The organism is Aquabacter sp. DMC10 (assembly GCF_056314145.1).
In genome coordinates this window covers 253,621-273,294 of sequence record NZ_JBQUYX010000003.1, presented here as the reverse complement: position 1 = coordinate 273,294, position 19,674 = coordinate 253,621, and the positions used below count along the sequence as shown (strand labels likewise).

At 68.4% G+C, this 19,674-nt stretch carries 18 protein-coding genes and 1 other RNA gene; 7 read left to right on the top strand and 12 right to left on the bottom strand.

The genetic code is table 11. From position 1 onward, the window contains the following. Nucleotides 1–13: 13 nt before the first annotated feature. The 7 genes from mraY to ACT54L_RS09935 form a co-directional block, all read right to left on the bottom strand. Nucleotides 14–1,096 (bottom strand): phospho-N-acetylmuramoyl-pentapeptide-transferase, encoded by a 1,083-nt coding sequence (gene mraY, locus ACT54L_RS09965; protein WP_476085424.1) that lies wholly within the window; start codon nt 1,094–1,096, stop codon nt 14–16. 3 nt (nt 1,097–1,099) lie between these two features. Further along, entirely contained in the window at nt 1,100–2,530 is a 1,431-nt protein-coding gene (locus ACT54L_RS09960) for a UDP-N-acetylmuramoylalanyl-D-glutamyl-2,6-diaminopimelate--D-alanyl-D-alanine ligase (RefSeq protein ID WP_476085423.1), read from the bottom strand. A 95-nt stretch (nt 2,531–2,625) separates the two neighbouring features. Next, a complete protein-coding gene (locus tag ACT54L_RS09955; protein ID WP_476085422.1) occupies nt 2,626–4,074 on the bottom strand; it encodes a UDP-N-acetylmuramoyl-L-alanyl-D-glutamate--2,6-diaminopimelate ligase in 1,449 nt (482 codons plus the stop codon). A gap of 76 nt (nt 4,075–4,150) precedes the next feature. Then, a complete protein-coding gene (locus tag ACT54L_RS09950; RefSeq protein WP_476085767.1) occupies nt 4,151–5,911 on the bottom strand; it encodes a peptidoglycan D,D-transpeptidase FtsI family protein in 1,761 nt (586 codons plus the stop codon). A 463-nt stretch (nt 5,912–6,374) separates the two neighbouring features. Further along, the gene (gene ftsL, locus ACT54L_RS09945; RefSeq protein WP_476085421.1) at nt 6,375–7,037 is read right to left on the bottom strand and encodes a cell division protein FtsL; all 663 of its coding nucleotides are present in this window, start codon (nt 7,035–7,037) and stop codon (nt 6,375–6,377) included. Beyond that, nucleotides 7,037–8,077 (bottom strand): 16S rRNA (cytosine(1402)-N(4))-methyltransferase RsmH, encoded by a 1,041-nt coding sequence (gene rsmH, locus ACT54L_RS09940; RefSeq protein ID WP_476085420.1) that lies wholly within the window; start codon nt 8,075–8,077, stop codon nt 7,037–7,039. The genes ftsL and rsmH overlap by 1 nt, the downstream gene beginning before the upstream one ends. Then, nucleotides 8,074–8,547, bottom strand: coding sequence for a division/cell wall cluster transcriptional repressor MraZ (locus ACT54L_RS09935; protein ID WP_476085419.1), 474 nt, complete (start codon nt 8,545–8,547; stop codon nt 8,074–8,076). Before ACT54L_RS09935 ends, rsmH begins: the two co-directional genes overlap by 4 nt. A 310-nt stretch (nt 8,548–8,857) precedes the next feature. On the opposite strand from ACT54L_RS09935, the gene ACT54L_RS09930 reads away from it, so the two are divergent. From ACT54L_RS09930 to rnpB, 4 genes are all read left to right on the top strand, one after another. After that, complete coding sequence (locus ACT54L_RS09930) at nt 8,858–9,580, top strand: TerB family tellurite resistance protein (protein ID WP_476085418.1); 723 nt, start codon at nt 8,858–8,860, stop codon at nt 9,578–9,580. Between the two features lie 20 nt (nt 9,581–9,600). Continuing rightward, nucleotides 9,601–10,374 (top strand): N-acetylmuramoyl-L-alanine amidase, encoded by a 774-nt coding sequence (locus tag ACT54L_RS09925; RefSeq protein ID WP_476085417.1) that lies wholly within the window; start codon nt 9,601–9,603, stop codon nt 10,372–10,374. A gap of 61 nt (nt 10,375–10,435) precedes the next feature. Continuing rightward, complete coding sequence (locus ACT54L_RS09920) at nt 10,436–11,020, top strand: hypothetical protein (protein WP_476085416.1); 585 nt, start codon at nt 10,436–10,438, stop codon at nt 11,018–11,020. Between the two features lie 33 nt (nt 11,021–11,053). Further along, nucleotides 11,054–11,437, top strand: an RNA gene (rnpB, locus tag ACT54L_RS09915) — RNase P RNA component class A. Between the two features lie 38 nt (nt 11,438–11,475). Here the strand turns inward: rnpB and ACT54L_RS09910 are convergent. The 5 genes from ACT54L_RS09910 to ACT54L_RS09890 all read right to left on the bottom strand — a co-directional run bounded on the left by ACT54L_RS09910 (nt 11,476) and on the right by ACT54L_RS09890 (nt 16,059). Next, on the bottom strand, nt 11,476–12,315 hold the full coding sequence (locus ACT54L_RS09910; protein ID WP_476085415.1) for a metal ABC transporter permease: 840 nt from the start codon (nt 12,313–12,315) through the stop codon (nt 11,476–11,478). Then, the gene (locus ACT54L_RS09905; RefSeq protein ID WP_476085414.1) at nt 12,312–13,190 is read right to left on the bottom strand and encodes a metal ABC transporter permease; all 879 of its coding nucleotides are present in this window, start codon (nt 13,188–13,190) and stop codon (nt 12,312–12,314) included. Before ACT54L_RS09905 ends, ACT54L_RS09910 begins: the two co-directional genes overlap by 4 nt. Then, a complete protein-coding gene (locus tag ACT54L_RS09900; RefSeq protein ID WP_476085413.1) occupies nt 13,190–14,047 on the bottom strand; it encodes a manganese/iron ABC transporter ATP-binding protein in 858 nt (285 codons plus the stop codon). Before ACT54L_RS09900 ends, ACT54L_RS09905 begins: the two co-directional genes overlap by 1 nt. Nucleotides 14,048–14,109: 62 nt before the next feature. Next, nucleotides 14,110–15,045: a metal ABC transporter substrate-binding protein gene (locus ACT54L_RS09895; RefSeq protein WP_476085412.1), complete on the bottom strand. Its 936-nt coding sequence runs from the start codon at nt 15,043–15,045 to the stop codon at nt 14,110–14,112. A 141-nt stretch (nt 15,046–15,186) separates the two neighbouring features. Further along, a complete protein-coding gene (locus tag ACT54L_RS09890) occupies nt 15,187–16,059 on the bottom strand; it encodes a DMT family transporter (protein ID WP_476085411.1) in 873 nt (290 codons plus the stop codon). Between the two features lie 317 nt (nt 16,060–16,376). Here ACT54L_RS09890 and ACT54L_RS09885 point away from each other — a divergent pair, with 317 nt between their 5' ends. From ACT54L_RS09885 to nusA, 3 genes are all read left to right on the top strand, one after another. Then, on the top strand, nt 16,377–16,886 hold the full coding sequence (locus ACT54L_RS09885; protein ID WP_476085410.1) for a helix-turn-helix domain-containing protein: 510 nt from the start codon (nt 16,377–16,379) through the stop codon (nt 16,884–16,886). 275 nt (nt 16,887–17,161) lie between these two features. Then, a complete protein-coding gene (rimP, locus tag ACT54L_RS09880) occupies nt 17,162–18,064 on the top strand; it encodes a ribosome maturation factor RimP (protein ID WP_476085409.1) in 903 nt (300 codons plus the stop codon). Further along, complete coding sequence (gene nusA, locus ACT54L_RS09875) at nt 18,064–19,671, top strand: transcription termination factor NusA (protein WP_476085408.1); 1,608 nt, start codon at nt 18,064–18,066, stop codon at nt 19,669–19,671. Before rimP ends, nusA begins: the two co-directional genes overlap by 1 nt. The last annotated feature ends 3 nt before the right edge of the window (nt 19,672–19,674 follow it).

Sequence of the window (19,674 nt, the reverse complement as noted above, 5' to 3'; positions counted from 1 at the left end):
CGGGGCACGGGCCTCAGCGCAGCTTCAGCGTGGCCAAGCCCAGAAGGGCGAGCACCACGGCGATGATCCAGAAGCGGATCACCACCTGGCTTTCCGTCCAGCCCAATTGCTCGAAATGGTGGTGGATGGGCGCCATCTTGAAGACGCGCTTGCCGGTGAGGCGGAACGAAAGCACCTGCACGATCACCGACACAGCCTCCAGCACGAACAGGCCGCCGATCACGGCCAGCACGATCTCGTGCTTCACCGCCACCGCCACGGTGCCCAGCAGCCCGCCCAGCGCCAGCGAGCCGGTATCGCCCATGAAGATCTGGGCCGGCGGGGCGTTGAACCACAGGAAGCCGAGGCCGGCGCCGATGATGGCGCCGCAGATCACCGCCAGTTCGCCCACGCCCGCCACATAATGGATCTGGAGATAGTCGGCGAACAGCACATTTCCGGCCAGATAAGAGATCATGCCGAACGAGCCGGCGGCGATCATCACCGGCACGATGGCGAGGCCGTCGAGCCCGTCGGTGAGGTTCACCGCATTGCCCGCCGCCACGATCACGAAGGCGCCGAACAGGACAAAGAACCAGCCCAGATTGAGCAGGAGGTCCTTGAAGAAGGGAAAGGCCAGCGAGGACGACAGGCCCGGCTTGCCCACGCTCACCAGGATCACCACCGCTATGCCGGCGATCACCCCCTCGGCGGCCAGGCGCGCCTTGCCGGAAAAGCCCGCATGGGTCTGCTTGGTGACCTTCAGATAGTCGTCATAGAAGCCGATGAGGCCGAAGCCCACCGTCACCCCCAGCACCGTCCAGACATAGATATTGGACAGGTTCGCCCATAACAGCACCGCCACCAGCAGGCCGGAGAGAATCATCAGGCCGCCCATGGTGGGCGTGCCCTTCTTCAGAAGGTGGGATTGCGGCCCGTCGGCGCGGATGGGCTGGCCCTTGCCCTGCTTCAATCGCAGGACCGAGATGATGCCGGGACCGAACAGGAAGACGAACAGCAGCGCCGTGACGATCGCCCCGCCGGTGCGGAAGGTGATGTAGCGGAACACGTTCATCCCGGGGAAGACGTCGTGCAGCTGCGCAAGCCATTGAAGCATGGTCTATCCTTCGGTCGAGGCTTCGCTGGGGGTGCGGAAGCGTTCGGCGAGCGCCTTCACCAGCGGTCCCATGCGGCTGCCGTTCGAGCCCTTCACCATGATGGTATCGCCCGGCCGCAGATTGGCGGCCACCAGCGCGGTCAGCGGAGCGGAAGCGGGGGCATAGCCGCCCCGGCGGTCGCTCGGCAAGGCGTACCACAATTCATGCATGAGCGGCCCACAGCAGAAGACGAGGTCGATGCCCGCCGCCGTGAGCGGTTCCGCCAGCTCGCGATGATGGCGCGGGCCGTCCGGGCCCATCTCCAGCATGTCGCCGAGCACCGCGATGCGCCGGCCGCGCGGGCCGACGGGCGTGCGGCTGAGCACATCGATGGCGGCGCGCATGGAGGCGGGATTGGCGTTGTAGCTTTCATCCAGCAGCACCGCCGTGCCGCCGGGCAGCACCAGTTGCACCGGCACGCCGCGCCCCGGGGGCGGGCGCAGGGCCGAGAGCGCCAGGGCTGAGAGCGCCAGGTCCGCGCCCAGCAGCTTCACGGCGGCGAGCACCGCGAGCACGTTCTGCACCACATGCCGGCCGGGCATGCCCACCTTCAGCGTCACCCGGGTGCCCATCACATCGGCCACCAGCACCGAGCAATGGGCCTGGAGCGACACGTCCACGAGGCGGCAATCGGCGGCCGGATCGGCGCCGAAGGTCACGATGTTCGAGACACCCTTGGCCTTGGCGAAGTCGGTCAACAGGCGGAACTGGGAATTGTCCATGTTGAGGACGGCGGTGCCGCCGGCCTCCAGCCCGTCAAAGATCTCGGCCTTGGCGGCGGCGATTTCCTCAATGCCGGAGAATTGGGCGATATGCACCGCCTCCACCGCGGTGATGATGGCCACCTGCGGGCGCACCATGCGCACCAGCGGGGTGATCTCGCCGGCATGGTTCATGCCGATCTCGAACACGCCATAGCGCGCCTCGCGCGGCAGGCGGGCCAGCGACAGGGGCACGCCCCAATGGTTGTTGTAGGAGGCGGCGGAGGCGTGGGTGGGGCCATCGGCGGACAGGGCCAGGCGCAGCGCTTCCTTGGAGGTGGTCTTGCCCACCGAGCCGGTCACCGCGACGATGCCCGCGTTGGAGCGCGCCCGCGCCGCGCGGCCGGTGTCCGCCAGCGCGGCGAGCACGTCATCCACCACCAGAAGATTGGCATCGGCCGGGAAGGCATCGGCGCGGTCGCGGGCCACCACCGCCACCGACGCGCCATTGGCGAAGGCCCGGTCCACATAGGCATGGCCATCGGCGTTTTCGCCGGTAATGGCGAAGAAGGCATCGCCCGGCGCCAGCGTGCGGGTGTCGATGGAAATGCCCCGCACGGGCTCGGGCGCCCCGCGCACGGTGCCCCCGGTGGCGGCGGCCAGTTCCTCGATCCCGTATAGCGGTTCGCTCATGCGCACGCTCCCTCGGCTCCCCGGTTCGCCCGGAGGCAGCCATGACCTGAAGGCGTGCCGGCCGGCGCGCCGCGCCGGCCATAGCATGCCAGTTCCTAATTTTGCTGCATCGCAGCACGAACGGCCGCGCTGTCGCTGAACGGCAGCGTCCGGTCGCCCATGATTTGGCCGGTTTCGTGGCCTTTTCCTGCAACCACCAGGACATCCCCGCTTTGCAGCGCCCGCACCGCCGTCGCAATGGCCTCGGCGCGGTCGCCGATCTCCCGGGCACCGGGCGCCCCCGCCAGGATTTCGGCGCGAATCACCGCCGGCACCTCGCTGCGGGGATTGTCGTCGGTGACGATGACCAGGTCCGCCTTCTCCACCGCGATCTGCCCCATGAGGGGGCGCTTGCCCTTGTCCCGGTCGCCGCCGCAGCCGAACACCACCACCAGGCGCCCGCGCACGGCGGGGCGGAGCGTGTCCAGCACGGCGGCCAGCGCGTCCGGCTTGTGGGCATAGTCCACGAACACGACGCGGTTGGGGTCGTCCCCCACCCGCTCCAGGCGGCCGGGCACGCCGGGCAAGGTGGCAAGCGCCGCCAGCACCGCGTCCCGGTCCGCCCCGCACGCCTGCGCAAGGCCGGCGGCAAGAAGGGCATTGTCCGCCTGGAAGCGGCCCATCAGGGGCAGGTGGAAAGGCGCGGCACCGGCGATCTCGATGCGCTGGCCGAGCCCTTCCGCCGCGATCGACCGCACATCCATGTCGCCGCCCGGCCCGATGGCGAGCGTCGGCAGGCCGCGGGTGCGGGCATAGGCCAGGGTCGTCGCCCCATAGGGCGCCTCGGTGAGCGCCACGGCGGGCGCATCCTCCGGCAACAGCTCGGTGAAGAGGCGCAGCTTGGCCCGGTAATAGGCCTCCACCGTGGGGTGATAGTCCAGATGGTCGCGCCCGAGATTGGTGAAGCCGCCGGCGGACAGCCGCACCCCGTCCATGCGCCGCTGGTCGAGCCCGTGGGAGGAGGCCTCCAGCGCTATGTGGGTGACGCCCTCCCCCGCGAGGCGGTCCAGCATCTCGTGCAGACCGACGGGATCGGGCGAGGTCAGGCCGCCATAGGCGGTCTCGCGGGCGGTGACGAGGCCGAGCGTGCCGAGATAGGCCGCCTCATGGCCGAGGCGCGCCCAGATGTGGCGCAGAAAGAAGGCCACCGAGGTCTTGCCGGCGGTGCCGGTCACCGCCGCGATCACCTGGGGCTGGCGGGCATGGAAGCGGGCAGCCGCCAGCGCCAGGGAGCGCCGCACGTCCAGCGAGAAGGCCAGCGCCACGCCCTCGGGGAGATCGGGCGGCGGGGCGGCGGGTTCCATCAGCACCGCCGCAGCCCCCTTCTTCAGCGCATCGGCGATGAAGCGGACGCCGTCCGCATGGGTGCCGGGCACCGCCACGAACAGGGCACCGGGCGTGACCTTGCGACTGTCGGCGGTCAGGCCGGAGACGGCAAGCCCCGGCGGCCCGGCCATCAGGCGGGCATGTCCGGCCAGGAGGTCGCCGAGGGGCTTGGCGGTCATGACGTGGTCCCGTCTCCATCAAGCGGGGTGGCCTTGCCCTTTCTCCCGGGCCTGTCCGGGAGAAAGGCGGCCGTGCTCACTGGCGCTCGGCCACCTTCTGGTTGCCCTGTGCGGCCCGCAGCATCTGGTCGGCATTGGGCAGGTTCTGGCGCGGCATCACATTCAGCATGGGGGCGATGCGCTCCACGATCTTGCCCGCCGTGGGCGCCGCGTTCCAGCCCGAGGTGGCATAGCCATGGGTTTCCGGGAGGGCCTGAGGCTCATCCAGCATCACCAGCACCAGATATTGCGGGTGATCCATGGGGAAGACGGCGGTGAACGAGGTCAGGAGCTTGTTCTTGGCATAGCGGCCATTCACCACCTTTTCGGCGGTGCCGGTCTTGCCGCCCACCAGATAGCCTGGCACCTCCGCCTTGGTGGCGGTGCCCTTCTCCGCATTGAGGCGCAGCAAATAGCGCATCTTGTCGGAGGTCTCGGGCTTGAGCACCCGCACCGCCACCTTCTGCGCGTCCTCTGCATTGCGCTTCATGAAGGTGGGCGGGATGAGATAGCCGCCATTCATCATGGAATTGACCGCCATCACCGCCTGCAGGGGGGCGACCGAGAGGCCGTGGCCGAAGGCGATGGTAGCGGAGTTCAGTTCGCCCCAGCGCTTGGGCACGATGGGCTCGGAGCTTTCCGGCAATTCGGTGCGCAGCCGGTCGAGCTGGCCCATCTTGCGCAGGAACGCCTTGTGCGCCTCCACGCCGAGCGCCAGCACCATCTTGGCGGTGCCCACGTTGGAGGAGACGAGGAAGATCTCGGGCACCGACAGCACCCGGTTCTCGGCATGGTAGTCGTGGATGGCGAAGCGCCCGAAGGACAGCGCGCCGCGCGCGTCGAAGGAGGAGTTCAGGCCGATCTTGCCCGAATCCAGCGCCATGGCGAAGGACAGGGCCTTGAAGGTGGAGCCCATCTCGAACACGCCGGTGGTCAGGCGGTTCAGATAGGCGTCGTCCTTCGGGTTTCCCCCCACATTGGGGTCGAAGTCCGGCAGCGAGACCATGGAGACGATCTCGCCCGTGTTCACGTCGGTGACCACCGCCATGGCCGCCTTGGCCTTGAACTTCTCACGGGCACGGGACAGCTCGTCGCGCACCGCGTGCTGAACGCGCATGTCGATGGACAATTGCACCGGCTCCTGCTGCCGGTCGGTGGCAAGGCCGGCGAGGTGCAGTTCTGCCAGGCCCCGGCCGTCGATATATTTCTCGATGCCGGCAATGCCCTGATTGTCCACGTTCACGTTGCCGATGACATGGGAGAGCGTCGGACCGTCGGGATAGATGCGCCGGTTTTCCTTCACGAAGCCGATGCCGGGCAGGCCCAGGCGGAAGATGGCGCGTTGCTGCGAGGGGGTGATCTCGCGCTTCAGCCAGGCGAAGCCCTTGCCGGAGTTCAGCCGCGCGCGGGTCTCGGCCACGTCGAGGTCGGGCAGCACCTTCAGAAGGCCTTCCAGCGCCTCGTCGGGATCGATGAGGCGGCGCGGCTCGGCGAACAGGGAGGGCGACTTCACGTCGATGGCGATGATGTCGCCGTTGCGGTCGATGATGTCCGGCCGCGCCGAGGCCACCGCCTCCGAGCCGCCACCGCGCACCCCATTGGGATCGGCGAACATGGCCATCACCGACAGGCGGCCGGCAATGGCCAGGAACACCAGCGAGAAAGCCAGCACCAGGAGCTTCAGGCGCGCGCGGGTGACCGTTTCCGCATCCACCCGGTCAAGCCCGAGCAAGGCGCGATAAAGGCCTACGGAGAAGGAAATGGAGAAGCGGAACAGGCCCACCACGGCCCGCACCATGCCCATGCCGGTGCCATAGATCAGCCCGGCGACGCGCCGGCATAGGCCCAGGAACAGGTTCACGAAGAACATGACGAAGGCCACCGCCAGCTGGCGGAAGAAGTCCACGACCGCGCCGCCCGCGCGGGCGGCAAGGCTGGCGGCGTCACCGGCGGGAGTGGCTGCGGGAGCAGTGGCCGGGGGCGCGCCGGCCGAGGGGCCGGGCCGAGCGGCGGCGCCGGGCGGGGCCGGCTGGGGCGTGCGGATGCGGGCGGTGGGCGCATCCGCCAGGGGCGCGCGCGCCGGCCGCTGGGTGGTCGCCTCGCGCACCGCGGCCGCCGGAGCCGGCACGGAAACCTTGGCGGGGGCTTTGCTGGCCGCCTTGGCGCGCACCGTGCCGGCGACCGGCGCGGAGCGCCGGGCGAAGGGTGTGCGGAGGCGGGTCAGCAGGGATCCGAAGTCGGGCATCATCATTCCGGCCTCCTCAACGCCCGCCCGTCAGGCCGGCGGGGGGCAGCATGGGGGCAAGGCCACCACCGCCCGCGCCGCTGCTGCTCGTCTGGGCGGGTGCGGGGGTGGACGGGGGAACATAAGCGGGCGCGGGGGCCACGGCACGGGGCGCGACCGGGGTGGTGCGCACGGGTGCGGCGGAGGCTTGGGGCGCACCCGTGCCGGTGGGGGCAGCGGTGGGCTTGGGCGTCACGGGGGTGGACGGGGAGCGCAGTGCGGAGGATGCCGGCAGCACCGCGGCGCCGCCGGCGGCGGGCGCGGAAACGGCGGGCGTGGGCGCGCTGCGATTGACCGAGGAAGTCACCAGCGGCGTGTCCACCAGTTCCTCGATCATGCCGCCAATGCCGTCCTGCTTGCGCGCCACCTTCTCGGGCAGGTCGTCGAGGGTGGAGATGCCGTCCACGGCAAGCGGCTGAAGATCCAGGTGGCGCTGCACGAGGCCCTGCACGAACAGAGGCGAAGTGCGCTTGGCCCACTCCGCCCGCATCACCGCGATGGCGTCGCGTTCGGCCCGGATGGCCTGGCGCAGATGCGCGAGGCGCTCCGCATCGGCGGTCGAGGCGTACTTCACCTGGTAGACCACCGCAGCGGTCACCAGGAGCGCCAGGACCACCACCAGGTTCGCGATGCGAAACATCAACGACGACTCCGCCCACGGCGTTGCGACAGTCCGGGAGGCAGCATCCCGGGCAGGTCCCCTTCCCCGTGCGCCGGAGCCTCCGTGCGCTCGGCGGCCCGCAGCTTTGCGGACCGGGCGCGCGGATTGATCGCCACTTCCTCGGGACCGGGCTCCACCATCCCCTTGGACAGGAGACGGAAGGAAGGAGCCGGTCCCTCGGCCTGGGGCAGGTGGCGCGAGGCGGAGGGAGCCTTGCTCCGGTGTGACAGAAAAGTCTTAACGATCCGGTCTTCGAGCGAGTGGAAGGTCACCACCACCAGCCGCCCGCCGGGCTTCAAGGCCCGCTCGGCCGCGGCGAGCGCTGCGGCAAGCTCGTCCAGTTCGCCATTCACGGCGATGCGCAGGGCCTGGAAGGTGCGGGTGGCGGGATGCACCTCGCCGGGCTTCGCCCACACCACGCGGGAGATGATCTCGGCCAGCTGCCCGGTGCGGGTGATGGGCGCCTCGGCGCGCGCCTTCACAATGGCCTTGGCGATGGCGCGCGACTGGCGCTCCTCGCCCAGGCTCCAGATGAGGTGGGCGAGCTCCACCTCTTCCAGCTCCGCCACGAGGTCCGCGGCGGACGGCACGTCGCCGCCCATGCGCATGTCGAGGGGCCCGTCGCGGCGGAAGGAAAAGCCGCGCTCGGCCTGGTCGAGCTGCATGGAGGACACGCCGATGTCGAGCACCACGCCATCCAGCGGCGCGAAGCCGTTATCCTGCGCGAGGACATCAAGCTGCGAGAAGCGGTCCTCAACCAAGGTGAGGCGCCCGCCGGAGGCGGCGACCAAGGCCGCGCCGCCGGCAATGGCGGTGGGGTCGCGATCCACAGCCAGGACGCGGCAGTCGGCCGCATCCAGGATCGCCCCCGTATAACCTCCCGCGCCGAAGGTGCCGTCCAGATAGGAACCGGCCTCCTTCGGCGCGAGGTGCGCGAGAACCTCGGCCAGCATAACGGGAAGATGACGGGCCGGTCCGCCTGCGGCGTCGGTGGGCCCGACCCCGCGGCCCGATTTCATCCCTTGCTGCCTCCGCTGTTCTCCGCCGAGGAACCAAGCGCGCGCCGAAGCTGCCGCACCTTCTCGGTGGCCTCCGCGAGATGGGCACGCAGGCGCTCGGGTTCCCAGATTCGGAACTTGTGTCCCAGGCCCACGAACGCCACCGCGTCCGCGATGCCCGCATGGGCTTTCAGCCCTTCGCTCAGCACCACCCGGCCCTCCGGGTCGATGCGCAGCGTCTCGCTGGTGCCGTACAAGGCGGCCGCCAGTTCCTCCCGCGCCTCCGAATAGGGCGGGTAACGGTCGATCAGGGCCTCGATCTCCGCCAGCAGGCGATTGCCGCCCGCATCCAGAGCCGGCCCCGCAAGGCTGGGATGGCAGACCAGGTGCTCGGTCCCATCCTTGGCCAGCACGGCGCGATAGGGCGCGGGGATGGAAACCCGGCCCTTGCTGTCCAGGCGCATCGTGTAGGTGGACACGAAGCGGTCCATGGCGGCCGTGCTGCCCCCCGCGCTGAACTGAGCAACCCCATGACCCCGCCCCGGACGCCCCGGTGCGAAGGCACGCCGATACCCCGGCGTCGCGTCGCTCTCCTGAATGTCTTTGGGTTAACATGGGATCTGATGGGCCGTCAATGAATCTGCATGGGAAGACGGCCCCCATTTACGGTCCATACACCTTAAGAATCCCTGAAAGCCGGGGCTTTGCCGGACGCCCGGGACGGGGCGGGCGGGCCGCATTGAACCTTGGGAGCGGGCGGCGTATTCCCTGGCCCGGACACGACACCTTCGGGCGGGCGCGATGCTGAATTCAGGCGTGGGCTATGTGGGCCTCATCGGCGGGGCGGGCGTGGGCCTGGCGCTCGGCGGGCCGCTGGGGGCCCTCGTGGGCGCGCTCGCCGGCCATGTGGTGGACCGCCTGCTGGCGCCCGAGCCGCGCGCCGCCGCCTTCTCGGTGGGGCTGATCGCGCTCTCTGCCAAGATGGCCAAGGCGGACGGGGTGGTGGTGCCGCAGGAGGTGGCCGCTTTCCGGGAGGTGTTCGACATTCCCGCCGAGGAGCTGGAGGCGGTCGCCCGCGTCTTCAACCTCGCCAAGCAGGACACGGCCGGCTTCGAGGCCTATGCCCGCCAGATCGGCACTTTGTTCGCCGATGATCCCGACACCCGCGAGGACCTGCTCGACGCCCTCTTCCACGTGGCCAAGGCCGACCATGCCCTGCACGAGGACGAGCTGGTCTTCCTCGCCGAGGTGGGCCGGCTGCTGGGTTTCGAGGGCGTCGCCTATGAGCGCATCGAGGCCCGCCATGTGCGCCGGCCGGGCGATCCCTATGCGGTGCTGGACCTTGCCCCCGATGCCACCGACGCCGAGGTGAAGGCGCGCCGCCGCGCCTTGGTGGGCGAGCATCATCCCGACCGGCTCGCCGCCCGCGGCCTGCCGCCCGCCGCCCTCAAGCTCGCCAATGACCGGGTGGCGGCGGTGAATGCCGCCTATGACCGCATCGCCCGCCAGCGCGGCCTGACCTGACTGGACCGAGTTAGAGCCCCATGACCGAGCCCGCGCCCTTCCGCCCCGACAGTCCTCTGGTGGGCATCCTCGCGCCCTCCCCCAATCATGGGGAGCGCAGGTGCCCCATCGACATGCTGGTGCTGCATTATACCGGCATGACCTCCGCCGAGGCGGCGGTGGACCTGTTGCGCGATCCGGCCTCGCAGGTCTCCTGCCATTATGTGGTGCTGGAGGATGGGACCATTCTCCAGATGGTGCCGGAAGCGCGCCGCGCCTGGCATGCGGGCGTCTCCTCCTGGGAGGGGCAAACCGACACCAATTCCCGCTCCATCGGCATCGAGATCGCCAATCCCGGCCATTCCCATGGCTATCCGCCCTTCCCCGAGGCGCAGATCGTGGCCGTGGCGGCGCTCGCCCAGGACATTCTCGCCCGCCACCCCATCCGCGCCGACCGGGTGCTCGCCCATTCGGATGTGGCCCCGGCGCGCAAGGACGATCCGGGCGAGAAATTCCCCTGGCACCTCCTGCACCATGCGGGCGTCGGCCATTTGGTGCACGAGGCCCCGCTCACCGGCGGGCGCTTCTTTATGCGCGGGGATGCTGGCCAGCCGGTGGAGGCGCTGCAATCCATGCTGGCGCTCTATGGCTATGGCCTGGCCGTGACCGGCCTTTATGACGAGGCCACCGAACAGGTGGTGCGCGCCTTCCAGCGCCATTTCCGCCGCGCCAAGGTCGACGGGGTGGCGGATCTCTCCACCATCATGACGCTGCGGAATCTGATTGCGGGCCGGCCGGGGGACAATCTAGCGTAACGCCCGATTCGCCCTGCCAGATCGCCATCTGCATCCAAGGGGGCGGAGTTGGGGGGCGCGTATGTTTGAGCCTTGGGTGGGTCCCGCTTACGGGGAAGCGGGCAATGCGCTCGGGGGGCACCGGGTGATGGTGCTCGGGGAGTCGCACCACAACAGCGACGTGGAGCCTGGAACCTGCATTCCGGGCTTCACCAAGGATGTGGTCAGGACATGCGTCTTCGAGGGTGAGGAGCGCCGGGCCTTCTTCTCGAAGATTTCCGGGCTCGTCACCGGCAAGGCGAAATGGGAACTCGGCGAGGAGGGGCACCACGCCGCCTGGAACGCCCTGCTCTTCTACAATTATGTCCCGGTCATCGCCGCCGAGGGGGCCCGTCTCGCACCGACCGACGAGATGTTCAAGGCGGGTGCCAGCCTTCTGCCGCAGGTGATTGCGGAGCATCAGCCGCAAGTGATCCTGGTGTGCGGCGGACGCCTGTGGTGGTGGGTCCTGAACGGCATCGGCCATCCTGGACGACCCGACAAGATTGAGCTGATCGATCTTCATGGCGTGCCGGCCGCGCGCATCGGCCACCCCAGCAGCTCTGGCTTCTCCTATGACCGCTGGCGCCCTGTGTACCAGGACCTGCTGACGCGCATCCACCCTTGACGCCAGCCCCCAGGGCGCCCATTGGTGCGCCCACCAGCCGGCCGGGCGGCCGCGTCACCTTCGGGTGCCGAGGAAAGTCCGGGCTCCACGGAGACACGGTGCCGGATAACGTCCGGCGGGGGCGACCCCAGGGAAAGTGCCACAGAAATCAAACCACCTGCGCGTGCGCAGGCCAGGGTGAAACGGTGGGGTAAGAGCCCACCGCGCGACCGGCAACGGAAGCGGCACGGCAAACCCCACCGGGAGCAAAGTCGAATAGGAACGGCATCGATGCGGTTCGCCGCCTCGAAGCCCTGTCTTCGGGACGCCGTTCGGGTTGACTGCTAGAGGCGCCGGGCAACCGGCGTCCCAGAGGAATGGCCGCCGCGCGGGCGCAATCCCGCCGTACAGAACCCGGCTTACAGGCCGGCTGGTGTTTTCCTCCCGAGAAGCGGGGCGGCGCGGGCAAGAGCCCGTCAGACCCCCTCCTCCATTTGCCGCGCCCGGGTGGTGGCCCGCACGAAGGCGGTCACGAACATGGCGCTCAGGATGAGCACGATGGTGGGCGCGGGGGCGCTGTCCAGGAAGAAGGACAGATAGACCCCGGCGAGCGCGGCGGAGACCGCAACCATCACCGCCACCCCCAGCATGGCGCCGAAGGTGCGCGTCAGCAGGAAGGCGATGGCGCCGGGCGCGATGAGCAGCGCGATGGCCAGGATAATGCCCACCGCTTTGAGCGCCCCCACCACCGCCAGGGACAGGCCGCACAACAGGCCGTAATGCAACAGGTTCACCGGCAGGCCCACCACCCGCGCCTGGGCGGGGTCGAAGGCGAACAGCAGCAGGTCCCGCCATTTCAGGACCAGGAGGCCGCCCACCACCAGGGCAATGACGGCGCTCTCGGCAATGTCGTCCCAGCCCACCCCCAGCATGTCGCCGAACAGGATATGGTCCAGGTGCACGTCGGAGGCGATGGAGGTGTAGAGCACAAGGCCGAGGCCGAACATGCCGGAGAACACCACGCCCAGCACCGTGTCCTGCTTCACCCGGCTATTGGCCTTCAGGTATCCAGCCAGCAGCGCGCAGGACAGGCCCGCCGCGAACGCCCCCAAGGCCAGCGGCAGGCCGGCCATATAGGCCAGCACCACGCCGGGCAGGATGGCGTGGGAGACCGCATCCCCCATGAGCGACCAGCCCTTCAGCACCAGGATGGACGACAAAAGGGCTGTGGGCACCGCCACCAGCACGGCGATGATGAGCGCGAGGCGCATGAACTCGAACTGGAGCGGCTGGGCCAGCACGGCGAAGAGGCTCATGGCGCCACCTCCCCGCCCGCATCCGGCGCGGCAAGCGCCGCCGCGCCCCGCCGCCGGGCGGCGAGCAGCCCATGTTTTGGCGCCAGCAGGAAGGCGGCCAGGAAGATCAGCGTCTGAAGGACCACGATGATGCCGCCTGTCGTCCCATCCAGAAAGAAGGAGGCATAGGCGCCGAAGAAGCTGGTCAGCGCGCCGATGGCCACCGAGAGCAGGATCAGGCGCGGGAAGCGATCGGTGAGCAGATAGGCGGTGGCGCCGGGTGTCACCACCATGGCGATCACCAGGAAGGCGCCCACCGTCTGTAGCGCCGCCACGGTGGAGGCGGCGAGCAGGGTGAAGAAGACACCCTTCAGCAGCCCGGTGTTGAGGCCGATGGACCGGGCATGGGTCTCGTCGAAGAAGGTGACCATCAAATCCCGCCACTTGGCGGTGAGCACCGCCAGCGAGACGAAGCCGATGAGCGCCAGTTGCAGCGTGTCTTCCGGCGTGATGGCCAGGATATTGCCCAGCACGATGGTCTGGATGTTCACGGAGGTGGGCGAGACCGACACCATGAACAGGCCCAGCCCGAAAAAGGAGCTGAAGATGAGGCCGATGATGGTGTCTTCCTTCAGCCGCGTGCGGGCATTGAGGAACAGCATGGCCCCCGCCGCCAGCGCGCCGGAAAAGAAGGCCCCGAGCGAAAAGGGCAGGCCCAGCATGTAGGCCCCCGCCACCCCCGGCACGATGGCGTGGGAGAGCGCATCGCCGATGAGCGACCAGCCCTTGAGCATGAGATAGGCGGACAGGAAGGCGCACACCGCCCCCACCAGCGCGCTGACCCACATGGCATTGACCATGTAGCCATAGGAAAAGGGCTGGAGCAGCAGGTCCATCAGGCCGCCCCCGCGTCCCGGTCGGCTTCCGGCAGGCCCACCACGAGGGGCCGCTCGTCGTCCGAGAGCACGCGCAGCCGCCCGCCGGCATCGCCCAGCACGAAATGGCGCAGCGTGCCGCCGAAGGTGCGGGCGAGGTTCGCCTCGGTGAAGACCTCGGCGGTGGGCCCATAAGCCAGCACAGTGCCCTTGATGAGAATGGTGCGGTCGCAGAATTCCGGCACCGAGCCCAGATTATGGGTGGAGACCAGCATCACCCGGCCCTCCGCCTTCAGCGCCCGCAACAAGGCGATGATGGCGTCCTCGGTCTTTACATCGACGCCGGTGAAGGGCTCGTCCAAGAGGATGACCCGCGCCTCCTGCGCCAGCGCCCGGGCGAGGAACACCCGCTTCTTCTGCCCGCCGGAGAGTTCGCCGATCTGCCGGTGGCGGAAAGCCGTCATGCCCACCCGCTCCAGCGCCCCGTCCACCGCCCTGTGATCGGCGGGGCGGGGCCGGCGCAGGAATCCCATATGGCCGTAGCGGCCCATCATGACCACGTCCTCCACCAGAACGGGGAAGGTCCAGTCCACCTCCTCGCTCTGGGGCACATAGGCCACCTTGTTGGAGGTCAGCGCCGCCTTCACCGTGCCGCCGAGGATGGCAATCTCGCCCCGCGCCGCCCGCACGAACCCCATGATGGCCTTGAACAAGGTGGACTTGCCGGAGCCGTTCACCCCCACCAGGGCCGCGATGGTGCCCGTGGGGATCTCGAACGTGGCGTCCCGAAGCGCGGTATGGCCGTTGCGATAGGTGACGGTGAGCTGGCGCACCGCGATGCCGGTGGACTGCGGCCCCGCGGCAGGTGCCGGGCTCATGGCATGAGCCGAGTCCTTGGGTGCCGGGCTCATGGCATGAGCCGAGTCCTTGGGTGCCGGGCTCATAGCATGAGCCCGGTGACAATGGTCTGCGACGTCACCTTCATGAGGTCGATATAAGTGGGCACCGGGCCAGCGGCGTCGGACAGCGAGTCCACATAGAGCACCCCGCCATATTTTGCCCCCGTCTCCCGGGCCACCTGCTTGGCCGGATCGGGCGAGACCGTGCTCTCGGAGAAGACGGCGGGGATGCGGTATTTTCGCACCATGTCGATGACCCGCCGCACCTGCTGGGGCGTGCCCTGCTGGTCGGCATTGATGGGCCAGAGATAGAGCTCCTTCAGGCCGAAATCCCGCGCCAGGTACGAGAAGGCCCCCTCCGAGGTGACGAGCCACCTTTGTTCCGGCGGAATTCGCGCAAATTCCGCCTTGATCGGGTCGATGGAAGCCTTGATCCGGGCCTTGTACGCCTCGGCGTTGGAAATATAGACTTGCGCGTTTACTTGATCGTGCCGCACCAGGGCGTCGCGAATATTATCCACATAGGTCAGGGCCGCAGTGGGCGACATCCAGGCATGGGGGTTGGGCTTGCCCGAATAGGGACCCTGGGAAATGGCCATGGGCGGCACCCCTGCGCTCGCCACAGCCTCCGGCACCCCCTTGAGATTACGGAAGAATTTCTGAAACCACAGCTCCAGGTTCAGCCCGTTCCAGATGATGAGTTGGGCATCCTGGGCCTTGAGCAGATCGCCGGGGGTCGGCTGGTAATTGTGGATCTCCGCCCCAGGCTTCGTCAGCGAGTCCACCTCCGCCGCCTCCCCGGCCACGTTCCGGGCCATGTCAGCGATGATGGTGAAGGTTGTTATCACCTTGAATTTCGATGCCTTTTGAGCCCGGGCGGGCCGCCCGAAGGCAGCGCCGGCCAGGGAGAAGGCGCCGGCCGCGAGCAGGCGCCGGCGGCTCAAGGGCGCACAGGGGGGGAATGGGTGCTGGCTCATGCGGCAAGCCTGCCATAACGCCACCGCAACTGCAACTCATTCGCAAAAGCAGAAGCCATTCCGTCCGATTCCTGCAAAAAAGGCCGGCGTCTCCGCCGGCCCCTTCCCCGTCACACCCCGCGAAGGCAAAATGACTTTCTCTTATTTTTCAGAAGCTTGCTTGCCACCCAGCCGCAGCTCCGACACGATCACGGACAGCACGATCAACCCCGCCCCCACCAGGGCCAGGCCCGGCAGGCGCTCCCCCGCGAGCCGCCCCACCAGCCCCGCCCACACCGGCTCGCCGGCATAAATGAGGGTCGCCTTGGTGGGAGACACCCGCTTCTGCGCCCAGTTCATGGTGACCTGGATCACCCCGCTCGCCAGCCCCAGCCCGGCCGCCGCCAGCACCAGGAACCAGGAGAAGGCGGGCACCTCCTCCCCCATCACCGGCATGGCCAGGAAGGCCACCAGCGAGGCCACCGCGAGCTGGACGACACTGACGCGCAGCGTGTCCACCTGCCCCGCCACCCTTGAAATCAAAAGAATTTCAGCAGCGATGGCGACGGTGGCGGCCAGCGTAAGAAGCTCGCCACGCCCCAGCCCCAGGGAGGTCGCCCCCGGCCCGGCCAGCAGGACAAGGCCGGCAAAGGCGAGCGCAATGCCGACCCAAGCCATGACCCGCGGCGCCTTGCGCATGACCGCCCATTGCAGCAGCGGCACCAGCGGCACATACATGGCCGTGATGAAGGCTGACTGGCTGGAGCTGATGGTCTGCATGCCATAGGACTGCAGCGTATAGCCAAAGAAAATGCTGACACCGATCAAAGATCCGGCCACCAATTCCCGCATGGTCACCCGCCGCAGCACGGGAAGGGCGATCAGCCCCAGCACCAGCGCCGCCGCACCGAAGCGCAGGCCCACGAACATGAGCGGCCCGGTAACTGCAAGCACCTGATGCACAACGAGAAATGTCGTACCCCAGATCATCGTGATGAGCACGAGCGCCAGCTCGCTGCCCCGCGCGCCGGTCATCCAGGCCGGAAGCGTCCAGCGCGGCCGCGGCGCGGGTTCCCTCACACCGGCCACCTTCTCCGGGTCCGGTCGCGGCACCACACCCTGGCGGCGCACGGGGCGGCGAACCGCCTCCGAACCAACGGGGGTGAGGAGCGGGCGGTAGGCCCTTCCCATGGGGAGGGGATTGTGTGGGAGCGAGATGCGCAACATAATGCGCAGGTCATAGGTGCAATATAATGCGCAGTCAAGCCTCTCCGAACACCACGGAAGCCACACATTCGCGCGCGCCGGACTCTGTTCCGCGACCGGACGTGCTCGCCCATGTGGCTGGAAACGTGCGCAGATTGCGCCTCGCCAAGAGCCTCAGCCAGGCCGCCCTGGCAGAGGCCTCGGGCCTCAGCCGGCGCATGATCGTCGCCATCGAGACGGGCGAGGCCAACATCTCCCTCGCCAATCTGGATCGCCTGGGCGAAGCCCTGGACGTGCCCTTTTCGGAAGTGGTGCGCGCCCCCGATGCCCGCGATGGCGCCCGGATCGACCAGATGCTGTGGCAGGGCCAGGCCGCGGAGAGCAACGCCGTGCTGCTGGGCACGGCCCCGGCCCGGCTGGAGGCGGAGCTTTGGGTGTGGTCCCTGGCGGTCGGTGAGCAATATGAGGGGCGGCCCGATGCGGTCGGCTGGCACGAGATGATCTATGTCATGGAAGGCGCGCTCATCTTGGAACGCGGTGGAAACACCACCAATATCCCGACTGGTGACTTCCTGGTGTTCGCCAGCGCCTCTCCCTATACGTTCCGCAATGCCGGTCCGGGCGTGGTACGCTTCATAAGAAACATCGTCGTCTAGCCCCCCGCCGCCCCCCCGGCCGCGCACCCCGACCCGCTTCCCCTTGCATCTGATTGCGTTCCGGCTATATTAGCGCTGTCCCCATGTGGGGATACCTCAGAGCCATCGCAGTCGAAGGTGATGAGAGTGGGTCCTCCCCGGGGCCCGCTCGATTTTCGTTTACCTGAACGATCCCTTTGCGCGACAGCTCGCCCCCGGCCCGATACCGGGCGAGGTGATCCAAGTTTAATAGCCGCCCAGGCCCGCCTGGCGGCTCAGATACGTCCCGGAGGGACATGACCGACCCGATCGACGCTTTGGCCCTCGATGCCGGCGATCCTCACGAACCCCGCCTCATCACCGAGTCCGGGGTCGCGGCACGCATTGCCGCCATCGTGGAGCCCGTGGTCGCGGACCTCGGCTACCGCCTTGTGCGGGTGAAGGTTTCAAGCCGCGACGGCGGAACGCTCCAGATCATGGGCGAGCGGCCGGACGGCTCCATGACCGTCGATGATTGCGAGGCCATCTCGCGCGCCGTGTCGCCGGTGCTGGACGTCGAGGACCCCATTTCCGGCGCCTATCGCCTGGAAATCTCCTCCCCCGGCATCGACCGGCCCCTCGTGCGGCTCAGCGATTTCGTGCGCTGGGCGGGCCATGAGCTGAAGGTAGAGATGGCGGTGCCGGTGAACGGCCGCAAGCGCTTTCGGGGCATTCTGCGGGGCGCGGAGGGCGCCGACGCCCTGCTCGAGCGCACCGATGCCCCGGCGGGTGAGGACCCACTGGTGAAGCTGCCCGCCGGCGACATCGGCGAGGCCAAGCTGGTTTTGACCGACGCGCTCATCACCGAGGCCCTGCGCCGGGCCCGCGCGGCCGAGCGCGGCCTGGGTGAGGACGACGACCTTGAGGACGAGATGGACGGCGCGCAAGATGACGCCGAGCTTGATCGCAAGGACGCCGTGGATGCCGCCAATGCCGAGCGCGGCCACGCCCGCAAGGCCGCAGATCTCGCCGAGAAAAAAGCCCGCAAGCGCGATGCGAAGACTGCCCGCAAGGCGGAAAAGGACCTGAAGGCGGCGTCCGGCAAGAAAGCCAGCGGCAAGGCCCGCCTTTCACCCGCCGAAGTTGCTGACCTGGCGATCACCAATCCGGGCTCCCGCGCAGCGCGGACCGGCAAGTCCAAAGCGAAGGAGACGCACTGATGGTTGCCGTCAGCGCAAATCGGCTCGAGCTCTTGCAGATCGCCGACGCGGTCGCTCGCGAAAAATCCATCGACCGTTCCATCGTGATCGCGGCCATGGAAGACGCGATCGCCAAGGCCGCGCGCTCGCGCTATGGCCAGGAAACGGACATCCACGCGGACATCAATCCGCGCACCGGCGAATTGCGCCTGGCCCGCCACCTCCTGGTGGTGGACGAGGTGGAAAATTTCGCCACCGAGATCACGCTCGACGGCGCCCGCCGGCACAATCCCGCCGCCCAGGTGGGCGACACCATCGCCGACACCTTGCCCCCGTTCGACTTCGGCCGCATCGCCGCCCAGTCGGCCAAGCAGGTGATCGTGCAGAAGGTGCGCGAGGCCGAGCGCGACCGACAGTATGACGAATACAAAGACCGCATCGGCGAAGTCTGCAACGGCCTCGTCAAGCGCGTGGAATATGGCAACGTGGTCGTCGATCTCGGCCGCGGAGAAGCCATTCTGCGCCGCGACGAGTTGCTGCCCCGCGAGGTGGTGAAGACCGGCGACCGCATCCGCGCCTATATCTATGACGTGCGCCGCGAGCCCCGTGGCCCGCAGATCTTCCTGTCGCGCACCCATCCCCAGTTCATGGCCAAGCTGTTCGCGCAGGAAGTGCCCGAGATCTATGACGGCATCGTCGAGATCAAGGCGGTGGCCCGCGACCCCGGTTCTCGCGCCAAGATCGCCGTCATCTCCCGCGACCAGTCGGTGGACCCGGTCGGCGCCTGCGTCGGCATGCGCGGCTCGCGCGTGCAGGCGGTGGTGAATGAGCTGCAGGGCGAGAAGATCGACATCATCCCCTGGAACCCGGACATCGCCACTTTCATCGTCAATGCGCTCGCCCCGGCCGAAGTGGTCAAGGTGGTGCTCGATGAGGATCGCGAGCGGATCGAGGTGGTGGTCCCCGACCAGCAGCTCTCCCTCGCCATCGGCCGCCGCGGCCAGAATGTGCGCCTCGCCTCCCAGCTCACCGGCTGGGACATCGACATCATGACCGAGCAGGAGGAGAGCGAGCGGCGCCAGAAGGAGTTCGCCGAGCGCACCAAGATGTTCGCAGAGGCCCTCGACCTCGACGAGATGATGGGCCAGCTCCTGACCTCGGAAGGCTTCACCTCGGTCGAAGAAATCGCCTACGTGCCGCTGTCGGAACTGGCCAGCATCGAAGGCTTCGACGACGACACCGCCACCGAGCTCCAGAACCGCGCACGCAAGCATTTGTCGGACGTGGAAGAGGCGCTCGACGACGAGCGCAAGGCGCTGGGCGTTGAGGACGATCTGAAGGATGTGCCCGGCGTCACGTCCAAGATGCTGGTGGCTTTCGGCAAGGCCGACATCAAGTCGGTGGAGGATCTGGCGGGTTGCGCGACCGATGACCTCATCGGCTGGAGCGAGCGCAAGGATGGCGAGACCCAGCGTTTCCCGGGCGCGCTCGAAGGCTTCCAGCTGACCCGCGAGGATGCCGAGCAGCTGATCATGCAGGCGCGCATCACCGCCGGCTGGATCAGCCAGGAGGATTTGGCCACCGCGTCCGAAGAGGATGCGGAGGGCGCCGACGGCGCCCAGGCCTGAGAG

Bases quoted from the DNA above. Each gene is read 5' to 3' on its own strand.
- mraY (WP_476085424.1), bottom strand. From the start codon at position 1,096: ATGCTTCAATGGCTTGCGCAGCTGCACGACGTCTTCCCCGGGATGAAC.
- ACT54L_RS09960 (WP_476085423.1), bottom strand. From the start codon at position 2,530: ATGAGCGAACCGCTATACGGGATCGAGGAACTGGCCGCCGCCACCGGG.
- ACT54L_RS09955 (WP_476085422.1), bottom strand. From the start codon at position 4,074: ATGACCGCCAAGCCCCTCGGCGACCTCCTGGCCGGACATGCCCGCCTG.
- ACT54L_RS09950 (WP_476085767.1), bottom strand. From the start codon at position 5,911: ATGGTGCGGGCCGTGGTGGGCCTGTTCCGCTTCTCCATTTCCTTCTCC.
- ftsL (WP_476085421.1), bottom strand. From the start codon at position 7,037: ATGTTTCGCATCGCGAACCTGGTGGTGGTCCTGGCGCTCCTGGTGACC.
- rsmH (WP_476085420.1), bottom strand. From the start codon at position 8,077: ATGAAATCGGGCCGCGGGGTCGGGCCCACCGACGCCGCAGGCGGACCG.
- ACT54L_RS09935 (WP_476085419.1), bottom strand. From the start codon at position 8,547: ATGGACCGCTTCGTGTCCACCTACACGATGCGCCTGGACAGCAAGGGC.
- ACT54L_RS09930 (WP_476085418.1), top strand. From the start codon at position 8,858: ATGCTGAATTCAGGCGTGGGCTATGTGGGCCTCATCGGCGGGGCGGGC.
- ACT54L_RS09925 (WP_476085417.1), top strand. From the start codon at position 9,601: ATGACCGAGCCCGCGCCCTTCCGCCCCGACAGTCCTCTGGTGGGCATC.
- ACT54L_RS09920 (WP_476085416.1), top strand. From the start codon at position 10,436: ATGTTTGAGCCTTGGGTGGGTCCCGCTTACGGGGAAGCGGGCAATGCG.
- ACT54L_RS09910 (WP_476085415.1), bottom strand. From the start codon at position 12,315: ATGAGCCTCTTCGCCGTGCTGGCCCAGCCGCTCCAGTTCGAGTTCATG.
- ACT54L_RS09905 (WP_476085414.1), bottom strand. From the start codon at position 13,190: ATGGACCTGCTGCTCCAGCCCTTTTCCTATGGCTACATGGTCAATGCC.
- ACT54L_RS09900 (WP_476085413.1), bottom strand. From the start codon at position 14,047: ATGAGCCCGGCACCTGCCGCGGGGCCGCAGTCCACCGGCATCGCGGTG.
- ACT54L_RS09895 (WP_476085412.1), bottom strand. From the start codon at position 15,045: ATGAGCCAGCACCCATTCCCCCCCTGTGCGCCCTTGAGCCGCCGGCGC.
- ACT54L_RS09890 (WP_476085411.1), bottom strand. From the start codon at position 16,059: ATGACCGGCGCGCGGGGCAGCGAGCTGGCGCTCGTGCTCATCACGATG.
- rimP (WP_476085409.1), top strand. From the start codon at position 17,162: ATGACCGACCCGATCGACGCTTTGGCCCTCGATGCCGGCGATCCTCAC.
- nusA (WP_476085408.1), top strand. From the start codon at position 18,064: ATGGTTGCCGTCAGCGCAAATCGGCTCGAGCTCTTGCAGATCGCCGAC.